We start from the raw sequence: 4,220 nt of genomic DNA on the forward strand, positions 1-4,220 counted from the left end.
CTTATTGAATCATTAGTTTATGACGGTTTCCTCTCTCGTCTGATTTGTAAGGTGCGATGTCATCAATACACTTTCAATAAGATTTTAATCTTTTAAGGATATATATGAATGCAATTTTTAAAGTTATTTGGAATATATCCTTGAGTATATGGGTTGCGGTCGGTGAGTTTGCCAAGGGAAAACAAAAATCAAAAACTACCCAGCGAGGCTCCACAGCCACATCTTTACTTGAGAAATCAGGTAAACATCTTTCTCCTAAAATAGCTATTGTAGCCGCCGCCGTGATGGGGGTGTTTGGTATTCAACCGGCTTTTGCTATCAGTGTCGGCGATTGTGCTGCTATGGGCACAAACTGCGTGACGGTATCAACCGCGGCAGGTTTAGTCGCGGCATTAAGTAGTGCGGGGGCGGGAAGTACTGCGACCACGATCCTATTGACAGCAGATATCAATCTTGCAACCGCATATGCTGGGGGGATCACAGTAAACCAAGCCGCAAATGCCCGGCAGAATCTGGTGATTGATGGTGGTGGCTATAACTTAAACTACGCGAACTTTGCTTTCCTCATGGCGGCGGGAACCACAAATAATGCCGCCTGGAGTTCGCAAAATGCAACGTTCCAACTCGTCAACTTTGGCGACATTACGTCAACGCTTGCGATCACAAGCGGTATAGTTTCCCGACTGGTGTATGTACAAGACGACACGACTCGGTTAGACGTCACTTTGGATAACATTAACTCAGTACCCAATGGAAAACTGGTTGCGATGGGTGTTGATAGCGCTGCGGTCGCAGCCAATAAGATCGGTAGAGTGATATTCGGCAATATTACCCAGCCTATCACCTTAAATTTCGGCACTTATAGACAATCAGTTTTAGGCAGTAATATTACATTTACGGGACATTTCAACTTAACAGGGATAACAAGCCCTGATTATCCGGCGGTATTCTGGAGTAATGATACAGCAGCGAATAGCGTGCTCCATTTTGCCAATGGTGCCGATGTTAATATTACGGGCACGCGGCTCACTAATGGACCCGGTGTTGTTGGTGTTGGCGTGGCCTCGTATAACTATATGATTGATGATGGTGCCAAATTAACCCTGACTATCGATAGCCAAAACCCGTTAGGGGTGGCTAACTATGGTGTACAGATAGGTTCTTATAATCCGGTTACCGGATTATTTGGTTCCGGTGCAGTGATTAACATGAATAACTTGGCGGGCGATGTCATCAGTAATGCCCCCAGTACGACTACAACTTCATATATTTACAATGGTCCGGCCTCGCCTAATGATGTTATCTACAATCTGGCCGCGGGCTCAAATCTTGTTGTTGCTGCCGGAGCGGCCAATGATGGGATTATTGCCAGCAAAACCCTTGCAGGGACGGGGAATATTTATATCCGTTCAGCGGCGACCATCTCTGATGGCACGCAAAATACCACCGCGGGCACCGGGATTAATATCAGTGCTGGCTCATCGGGCAATGTGGTCGTTCGTAATGAGGCTGAGGGTACTATCAGAAAAGCAACCGGTATCAGTGTCACTGATACCGGTAGTGGGACGGTCAATGTCACTAACGCGGGCACGATTAACAGTACTACTGCCGGGATAGTCCTTACCCATAATGGCAGTGGCACGGCTAGTTTGACCAACAGTGGTTCGATTACTAGCACCACGGCGGGGATTGCAGTTTCAGCTGCCACGGCACAAACAATCAATATTGATAATACTGGTGGCACAGTGAGTGCCAGTGCCGGAACAGGTATTAATGTTCTAACCAATGCGTTGCTAAATATGATGGGGGGGGCGATAACCACGACGGGTGCGGCGAATGCGTTAACTTTTGCTGGCACTAGCAATAGCCATGTTTTGACTGACTTGATTCTTAATCTGAATGGTACCGGTGTCGCTTTCTCAAAGGCGGCGGGTGTTAATCTGGCATTAAACCATATCATCTTCAACACGGTGACGGGCACTGCGCTAAATAGCCTGGCCGGTCTGACATTTGCCAACAGTGTTAATGGCAATAATATTATTAATGTGACAGGTGCGGGGACCGGGATAAGTTCTGTTGGTGGGGTCGATCTCAGTAATGCGTATTTGGACATTAATGTGACCGACAGTGCTGGCACCGGGCTGCAAGTAGCCGATGGTGCAGGAACGGCGACCACCATTGGTGTGAATACCCTGATCAATGCAACGGGTGCAACGGCGATTAATTTCGCAGGCACCACTGCAAAGACATTGAATAATAACGGGACGATTAATGGTGCGGTGACATTTGCCGGAACAGCGGCAAATATAATCAATAATAACTCGATATTGAATGGATCATTAACCACAGGTTCCGGCAGCGATACATTAGCTCTTGGTAGCACATCGCAAAGTAATGGTGCGATTAATCTGGGTGACGGGAATAACAATGTCACTATCGAGAATGGTGCACAGGTATCCTCCATTACAACAGGCACAGGCGACGATACTTTTACTCTTAATAATATGACGCTGGGGAGCACTTATTTAGGTGCTCTAAATGCCGGTAGTGGCTCAAATACCCTGAACTTCAATAACTCATTTGATTCTCTGGCGAGTGGTACGTCGTTACAGGGCTTTACCAATATCAATCTTATCGATAGCCAAATTACCCTGAATTTTGACGATAATATCGGTAGCGGGGCAATTAATATCAGCGCGAGCAGTGAGTTACTTTTTGGCAGCACATTCAATAGCACACTGAACGCCTCATTAGGCCATGTTGCCGCCGGGGATGGTTTAGCCATTGTTGATAACGGTGCTAATGTTTCGTTGAGCCAGGCCAGTACTTTTGCTGGCGATTGGCAGGTGAATCAGAGCGGTACTCTAACAGTCAGCAACAGCAATCAGTTGGGGACGAGTAACCTTTCACTGGACGGCACACTGAATTTGAATGGTGTGGCGACGTATAACAACTCCCTGTTGGGAACCGGTTTATTAAATATTGATACCGCGAATAACACCTTCAATTTTGGTGCTAATACAGGCACGGGATTCGCCGGTACGATTGATATGAAAAACACTGTTTTCACCCTGAGTGGTGATAATACAGGCGCATTGAGCAATGCCTCCTTTATTGTGTCTGCGGGGACTCTGGTTGCGGTGGATAATAGCAATCAGGCGATAGGTAATTTTATTCTCAACGGCGGTACCTCTGCATTTTCTAATGGCAGTTTAATTACTGCCGACACGTTGGCGGTGACAAACGACAGCAATATCAGAGTCGATCCGGCCATGAGTATCGCCGGAAACATACTCGATCAAGACACTGGCAGCTCAGTCAAGTTAATTGACAGTAGCAATACCCTATCAGCAACAGATTTGGCGCGACTGACACTCATGGATTTGTCGGGTGCGAGTTTAGGTCCTGATACTTCAATGAGTGTTATTCAGGGGGTGAATACGGTAGCACAAGCCCTTTATAACTATGCCTTATCCGGCGTAGGTAGCGGCTTGAGCATAACCTCTGTGCTGACTCGGTTGGCAATAATCTCCGGGCAGACATTAACGCTGACGTCACAGGGCGCATTGGATACCAATAAACTGCTGACTGCTCAACTGACTGGTAGCGGTAATTTATCTATCGCTGCTGATAACAGCGAAATGACGCTGAACAATGCCACGAACGATTACACCGGTAGCACATTGGTGAATGGCGGCATCTTGAATCTGGGCAGCGATAATGCGCTGGGACAGACCTCTGGATTAACAACCGCGGCGGGCACCAACACTAATCTCAACGGTCACAGCCAGACTGTCGGCGGGCTAACCAATATCGGTACGGTAACGCTGGGCACGGGCGGCGTACTGAGTAGTTCGGGGGCGCTGACCAACAGCAATAGCCTGAATATTGCGGGCGGGACACTGAATTTGGCGGCGGGCGGAGTCTCAACGGCGACCGGCGGTTTAACCGGTGCCGGCACCTTGAACATCAACGGCGGTGACTTGGCGGTCAGTGGTGCCAACAGCGGGTTAAGCGGCCAGACCCTGATTGCGTCGGGCGCGTCGGCAACCCTGAACGGGGCCGGTACGCTGGGCAGCAGTGCCATTAATGTGCTGGGTGATTTAAACCTGAACGGGGCTAATGCGGCACTGGCCAATGTGCTGAGCGGCACGGGCGACATCAATACCAACGCTGCCATCACCCTGACTGGCACGAATAGCTTTAGCGGCGCACACCAT

General features: G+C 48.6%; 1 protein-coding gene. It reads left to right on the forward strand.

Features of this window, described 5'->3' with window-relative positions:
- Window positions 1–104: 104 nt before the first annotated feature.
- Window positions 105–4,220 (forward strand): ESPR-type extended signal peptide-containing protein (locus tag V1952_RS20340; RefSeq protein WP_420075418.1); only part of this gene is annotated, 4,116 nt, incomplete at its 3' end.

The organism is Yersinia sp. 2542 StPb PI, from assembly GCF_048593855.1.
GTDB classification, from domain to species: Bacteria; Pseudomonadota; Gammaproteobacteria; order Enterobacterales; family Enterobacteriaceae; genus Yersinia; species Yersinia enterocolitica_E.